Here is a 6859-nt window from a genome sequence, read left to right as displayed (position 1 = left end):
CTTTACTGAAAAACCAAACGGTTAAGAGAATTGAAGCAGCTATACCATATGGTATGAATCTCCATATTTTTCTTTTTTTGGAAAGAGTAAAGCTTGGTATTTGAATTTGCTGGTCCTTCTCCTTCATTTCCAAAAAGAAATTGGCCATCTCCTTATCGCTATTATTGTCTTGCATTTTCATAATCTTGTTTCTTTAGAATGAGATCTTTGAGACCTGATTTGCCCCTGTCATAATGTGTCCTGACCGAACCGATACTGATTCCCATAACCTCAGCTGCTTTTTCCAATGTCAGGTTGTGGTAAAACACCAATAACAAAACCTCCTTTTGTCTTTCCGGCAGCCTTTCGATCAATTCTTCATGTGAAGCAGTAGTAACTTCTTCATCTGTTTCTGCTGCATCAAATTCCTCTTCGAATGGATAGAAGTTTTTGTCCTTCTTTTTCCATTCCGAAGCGGTAAACCTGATCACAGAAAAAAGCCAGGTTTTCAATTGGGATTTTTCATTATAGATGGCTTTTCCCTCGAGAATTTTCAAGTAAACCTGTTGCAACACATCCTTTGCCAAATCCTCATCAAACGAGCAGCACTGTCTTGCCCAGTGGTAAGCTTCTTTGTGAAGCCCTTTGAGGATGTTTTCCATGTGGTGGTTTTTCATTCTTAATCTTTAGTGTCCAAAAGTTAGTTTTATATGACAAGGAAGGGAAGATTTTTTGAATAAGGTTGGAGATAAGTTGAAATATGTTGGAAATATGGTTGATATAAATAGAAATAATGGTTATCCGCTTCTTTGCCATTAACCCAATATTCTACTACAAACTTGTCGGAAGACCGAAGTCCGATGTAACGGACATTTCAGTTTTCTGGCGAGAGTTATATTGAATCACCATTTTACTGGCATCATTGCGTACATATTTGATTGATGTAAAAATTTTGAATCAGCGGTGAATTACTATTCCAGCGTAATAATCTATTAACATAGGTCTTGTGTTCGCCTGCATTATGGCAGGTCTCCCATCTTTTTTAGCATATAAGAAAACCGAACAACCATAAAAAAACCTGCCATCCCGATGATTTTAGGATTGGCAGGTATGGTGATAAACTGTATGTAATTAATCTATCGGGAATCCTTTGGCTGCCCACCAGATACCTCCATAAATGTGTTTTTGGAAATTAGAATCAAGAAAAGACCAATCGGTATGGCCTAAGGCGGTATAAAAAATCCTTCCTCCATCGTATTCATGTGTCCAGGCCATAGGGTGAAATTCTCCCATGCCCTTTTTGGGGTCATAAGATGTTTCATCAGCAGTGATCAAGACCCTTACATCAGGATTGAAATTCTTGAAAGCATAGATTTCATCAGTCCAAAGCCATTTTACGGGCAAATGATAAGTTGCAGGATGATTCCTATCGACCACATTGAGTCTCAAGGTCTGCTGATGCGGATGGTTCATAAACTGTGCTCCGATCAATTTGGTGTACCAGGGCCATTCATATTCTGTATCAGTTGCACTATGAATCCCGACGATACCTTTTCCACTTTGGACGAAGCGTTGGATGACTGCCTTTTGTTCTTCATTAAAAATGGTTCCTGTCGTACTCATCAATATGATTACCTGATATTTTTCCAGGTTTTTATCTGTAATGTAGTCTTCGTCTTCAGTGGAATGTACATGAAAAATATGTTCAATCCCCAATTTTTTAATTGCCACAACACCATCAGGTATAGATTGATGTCTGAAGCCTTTGGTTTTGCTGAAGACCAAAACACTGAATTGAGTATTCCTTTGGGCAAACGATTCTGAACTTAAGCCGATTAGGATGATTAAGGCGAGTTGGAGGGAGGGAATGAAGGTTTTTAGGTTTATCATTTTTTAGATTTTAGAATTAATAGATTTGAGATGTGAGACATGAGATTTGAGACATTAGATTTGAGAACATAAGAACCAAGAACCAAGAACAGAAGCGAGAACCGAGAGGCGAGAACCGAGATTATCTTTCCCAAAGCAAGTAATAAGTTTTGAGATTAGGGGAATTTTCCAATTATACAATTTTTCAATTTTACAATTCCATACAAACCTCAAACCTTCTTCTAACCTCTAGCCCTTCACTTCACCATCCCGAATTTTTCAGCGGCTTCTTTTCGGGAGAATGCATTGAAATGCCACCATTCTGATCCTATTCCTGTAAAGCCACCATGCTTCATTACTTTTCTAAGAGTTTCTCGGTTGGCAATATGTTCTTGTGTAATTTTTCCTTCTTTGAGCATCTGTACTTCCCGATCGGGATATGCAGGATACCCGAAATAATCATACCCGGTTCCCATATCCAAGGCTTCTCCTGTTTCGGCATAGGCCAAGGTAAGGTCCACGGCTACTCCGAAATTATGTAATCCGCCGATCTTAGGATTGGCAACATATAGGGGTTTGATGCTATCCGGTTTGTTCAGGTTGTCCCAAAGTATTTGCTGTACACTTTGGGGCCTTACTCCGTCATAGATCAGGAATGTCAATTCAGGATGGTCTTCCTGAAGTTTTTCATGGGATTTCTTTAGCATCTCCACAACGATTGGTTGTAAATAGCATCGGTCCAATTCTCCATAAACATCCTGCCCAAAGAAATTGTCTGTCGTGGAATATTTCAAATCCACATAAATTCCGGGAATAATAACCTCAATATCTACCAATCCGGCATCAATCAGGCTTTGTTCCAATTCCCCGACTTTGTGGACTATTTTAAACTGTTCGCCGCCGATATCCGCTATTTCATTTTCATGAATATCATAGCCTGTTGCTGTTTGTTCGTTCATTTTGGATTCACAGCACCAAAATGAAATTGCCAATAAAAGGAAAAGGTATTTATTCAAGGTAAGAGTATTAATTGGTCTTTTTCAAAATTGTGGCAGAAGCTTGGGCAGTTGGTAAGATCACAATATCAGCCAATACCACATGAGGAGGCCTGCTGACTGCAAATGCAATGGTGTCTGCAACATCTTCCGCAGTCAAAGGCTGAAGACCTTGATACACTGTTTTGGATCTTGCGGCATCCCCCTTGAATCTGACCAATGAGAATTCGGTTTCTACCATTCCGGGATGGACAGCAATGACCCTTATCCCATAAGGGTTGAGATCAATACGCATCCCTTTGGTAATGGCATCTACGGCATGCTTGGAAGCACAGTACACGTTACCATTTGGATATACTTCCTTTCCTGCGATCGACCCGATATTGACAATAGTCCCTGCTTGCCTGTTGACCATTCCGGTCATGATTTCTTTGGAAACATAAAGCAATCCTTTGACATTGATATCCATCATGGCGTCCCAGTCTTCCAGACTTCCGGATTGAATGGGATCCAATCCATGGGCATTGCCTGCATTGTTGATCAGGACATCTATTTTTTGCCATTGTTCAGGAAGTGAGCCAATTGCTGATTTCACAGCTTTTTGATCCCTGACATCAAAGCAAAGGATTTGTAATTTTGTTCCGGAAGGAAGTTCATCCTTTAGGTTTTCCAGTCTATCCTTTCTTCTCCCGGTGGCAATGATGTCGTAACCCAAATTTGCCAATGCAATAGCCGATGCTTTTCCTATGCCTGAAGTTGCACCGGTGATAAAGACTATTTTATTTTCCATGCCCTAATCTAAAAAGAAATGACTAGGAATAAAATGGGTAATTTATGAGAGGAGAGATGCAAGAGGCGAGAGGCAAGAAAGGGATGAAGGAGAAAGGATGAAGGATGAATGATCGACACCAGGGGCAAGTCCTGATACCTGAGAGAAGCAAGTGTAAAATGGGGAAAAAGAACCTATGAAAGGCTTAATTGGCAGAAATCTTACAATCTTCCAATTTTCCAATTTTCCAATTTCCGCTCACCTTCTACTGAAAATTCAGGTAAAGCGTGATGGATTTTCGGCGGATTTCGGAAATGGCGTCCCGGAAAGCGGGGTTGGTTTGTTCTGGACGATAAAGATTCAGCAGTCCATGTGAAAAGCGGACTTCAGGTGAAAACTTGAAGTATTTGAAATAAAGGTCAAAACCCAATCCAAAGTCAACGGTGAAGTCCCTTCCAGTCGTCACTAAATCCTCTATGTCTGCTTCATCCTGATCTTTGGTGCGGAACATCGCACTGCCTCCACCTGTGAAGAACATCCTGGTGTTGTTAAATCGCTGGGCCTTATATTTAAAAAGGATCGGGATTTCTACCATGGTAGCTTCATTCAAATAAGTTTGTCTTCTGGTAATGACGGGAACGTCATTGTTATTTATCGGCTCGGTAAAATAATTCACGTCAGTTTTAAACTCGTAAAATCCGATTTTGGGAGTCATCATGATGTTGACCTGGTCGTGAAGTCTTATATTGACCAAAAATCCCAAAGAGAATCCGGGTGAATACACCGGAATTATGCTTTGAATATTATTAAGTGGAGCATTAGTTGGGTCTAAGAATGCCTCTGAATATTTCATTCGCCACATATTGGTATGGGCAGCAAGGAAAAAACCATAGGAAATGAATTTATCATCCTGTCCTGCAGAACTGATTTCATTGAATCTTGATTGTCCAGTAGATTGGCTAATCAGAAAAAATATCCCTAAAATGGAAAAGCTTATTTTTCTCCTAAATATATAGAACTGATTCCGAATGTGAGAGGTTTGCATTGCGTGTTTGTAAAGCCTACTTTGTTTAGTATTAAAAGAAAATCCTCACCATCAGGAAATGCCTGCACTGATTCCGGTAAATAAGTGTAAGCAGAATTATCTTTGGACACCAATTTACCGATTTGAGGCAGAATATATTTGAAATAAAAGTTATATCCTTGCTTCATCGGGAATTTTTTCGGTTTTGAAAATTCCACTATCACTGTTTTGGCACCGGGTTTCAAAACGCGATACATGTCCTGTAATCCTTTTTCGAGATTTTCGAAGTTCCTGACCCCAAATGAAACGATCACTGCATCAAATTTATTATCTTCAAAAAGCAACTTTTCTGAATCACCCAGTTGAAGATCGATGATATGGTCAAGTTTTTTTTTGACCATTTTTTTTCGCCCTTCATTCAACATTCCCTCTGATATATCCACTCCGATTATTTTGTCAGGTTTGAGGGCCAATGCCTCAATGGCAAAGTCTCCCGTCCCGGTGGCGATATCAAGAATTAATTTGGGATTGTCATTTTTAAGCAGTTTGATAGCCTTTCTTCTCCAAGTAATGTCAATTCCCAAACTCAAAAGGTGGTTCAAAAAATCATACTTCTTGCTGATGTTGTTGAACATCTCGGCTACCTGCTCCTTTTTTCCTTCCTGCTTTTCTTTATATGGTACTACTGACATGGACTTTTCTCTAATGTTGTGCAATATTACTAAGGAAACCCCAGCAATCGAAAAATGTTGGAAATTAATGCTTGACTCTTAAGTGGCTTACATCAATTTTCAAAACGACAATGGCGTAGCGATACCAATATCCAAATATCAAATGAATATCCATAAATATCGGTTTTGGAATTAGTTGAATTAATGCATACAATATTTCAGACTTATAGATTAATTTAAATTGGCTTACCTTTGTACCAAATAAAAAAAATGTAATGATCAAGAAAGCGGTCTTTTTGATAAGTAATACCGACCATAACAAATGCCCTGAGCCAAACAAGCCTGAATTTGCTTTTATTGGAAGGTCAAATGTGGGCAAAAGTTCTTTGATCAATATGCTCACAGGTAACAGTAAACTTGCAAAAATTTCCGGAAGACCTGGAAAAACCCAATTGATCAACCATTTTCTGGTGGATGACAAATGGTATATGGTAGATTTGCCTGGCTATGGTTTTGCCAAAGTCAGCAAGAGCATCAAAGATACCTGGGGTAAAATGATCATGGAATATCTTACAGCCAGAGAAAATCTGGTGGCATTGATGGTTTTGATAGACAGCAGGCTGGAGCCTCAAAAAATAGATTTGGAATTCATCACTTGGTGTGGGGAAAATGATATACCTTTTGTTTTGCTATTCACCAAGTCAGACAAACAATCCAGGTCAAGAACCAAGGAGAATGTCAATAGATTTCTCAATGCAGCATTTGAGATATTTCAGGATCATCCACAACATTATATCACCTCAGCATCATCAGGGGAAGGAAAAGAGGAGGTCGTTATCTTCATTGAAGAATTGGTCAGTGAATATGGTAAAGAGGAAAACTAATCCTTGGGCATAATAATTGAAATGATATCTTTGCTGCCTTAAATCAGAAAGAGACAAAATGAAATTCAACGAGATTGCCACAGTTTCCGGAAAATCGGGTTTATATAAAATATTAAAACCTACCCGTGGTGGGGTGATTTTGGAATCCATGGACGACAAGAAAGCCAAATTGGTAGCAGGTGCCAGTCAAAGGGTTTCCATCTTGGGAGAGATTTCCATGTACACCATGACCGAAGAGGGTGCCACTCCACTGGAAGAGGTCATGAAAAAAATAGAAAAGGAGTTCCAGGGAGATTTAGGCTTGGATGCTTCGGCTGATGCTGATGAGTTAAGTGCTTTTCTGAAACATGTGCTTCCTGATTTTGACGAGACCAAGGTGTACCCTTCTGATATTAAGAAGCTGGTAAGTTGGTATAAAATCATTAGAGAACATGCCCCTGAGGTATTGGAAGAGCAGAAGGAAGAAGAAGAGGAAAAAGGTTCCGAGAATTAGAAAGTCATGCCATGACTTTGAGTCATGGCATGACTCTGGAGTTTGGTTATCTCCGAATATAAAAGAGTGGGGTTACTGCGTCAATCATAGGATTAATGGCGTTGGTGATCAGCCTTTGTTTTGCTACGAAGTCGGAGAAAGATTTTCCCATTTTTTCGAACACATAGCAACCCCT

General features: G+C 39.5%; 8 protein-coding genes. 2 read left to right on the top strand and 6 right to left on the bottom strand.

The window, feature by feature from the left end; translation table 11 throughout:
* Window positions 1-161: 161 nt before the first annotated feature.
* The 6 genes from ACEW8O_RS09300 to ubiE form a co-directional block, all read right to left on the bottom strand.
* Complete coding sequence (locus tag ACEW8O_RS09300) at window positions 162-656, bottom strand: RNA polymerase sigma factor (RefSeq protein ID WP_373494351.1); 495 nt, start codon at window positions 654-656, stop codon at window positions 162-164.
* Between the two features lie 454 nt (window positions 657-1110).
* Window positions 1111-1869, bottom strand: coding sequence for a ThuA domain-containing protein (locus ACEW8O_RS09295; RefSeq protein WP_373494350.1), 759 nt, complete (start codon window positions 1867-1869; stop codon window positions 1111-1113).
* A gap of 236 nt (window positions 1870-2105) precedes the next feature.
* Window positions 2106-2864, bottom strand: a complete 759-nt coding sequence (locus ACEW8O_RS09290) for a M15 family metallopeptidase (RefSeq protein ID WP_373494349.1) — start codon at window positions 2862-2864, stop codon at window positions 2106-2108.
* 10 nt (window positions 2865-2874) lie between these two features.
* The gene (locus tag ACEW8O_RS09285; RefSeq protein ID WP_373494348.1) at window positions 2875-3633 is read right to left on the bottom strand and encodes an SDR family NAD(P)-dependent oxidoreductase; all 759 of its coding nucleotides are present in this window, start codon (window positions 3631-3633) and stop codon (window positions 2875-2877) included.
* A gap of 244 nt (window positions 3634-3877) precedes the next feature.
* Window positions 3878-4510, bottom strand: coding sequence for a porin family protein (locus ACEW8O_RS09280; RefSeq protein ID WP_373494352.1), 633 nt, complete (start codon window positions 4508-4510; stop codon window positions 3878-3880).
* A 95-nt stretch (window positions 4511-4605) separates the two neighbouring features.
* Complete coding sequence (gene ubiE, locus ACEW8O_RS09275; protein ID WP_373494347.1) at window positions 4606-5328, bottom strand: bifunctional demethylmenaquinone methyltransferase/2-methoxy-6-polyprenyl-1,4-benzoquinol methylase UbiE; 723 nt, start codon at window positions 5326-5328, stop codon at window positions 4606-4608.
* A gap of 254 nt (window positions 5329-5582) precedes the next feature.
* Between ubiE and yihA the strand changes: the two genes are divergently transcribed.
* Window positions 5583-6191 (top strand): ribosome biogenesis GTP-binding protein YihA/YsxC, encoded by a 609-nt coding sequence (gene yihA / locus ACEW8O_RS09270; RefSeq protein WP_373494346.1) that lies wholly within the window; start codon window positions 5583-5585, stop codon window positions 6189-6191.
* 58 nt (window positions 6192-6249) lie between these two features.
* Complete coding sequence (locus ACEW8O_RS09265; RefSeq protein WP_373494345.1) at window positions 6250-6684, top strand: DUF5606 domain-containing protein; 435 nt, start codon at window positions 6250-6252, stop codon at window positions 6682-6684.
* Window positions 6685-6859 lie beyond the last annotated feature (175 nt).

The sequence above is a fragment of the Aquiflexum sp. genome, from assembly GCF_041749095.1.
Lineage (GTDB): Bacteria > Bacteroidota > Bacteroidia > Cytophagales > Cyclobacteriaceae > Aquiflexum.
This window is presented reverse-complemented; position numbering and strand designations above follow the sequence as displayed.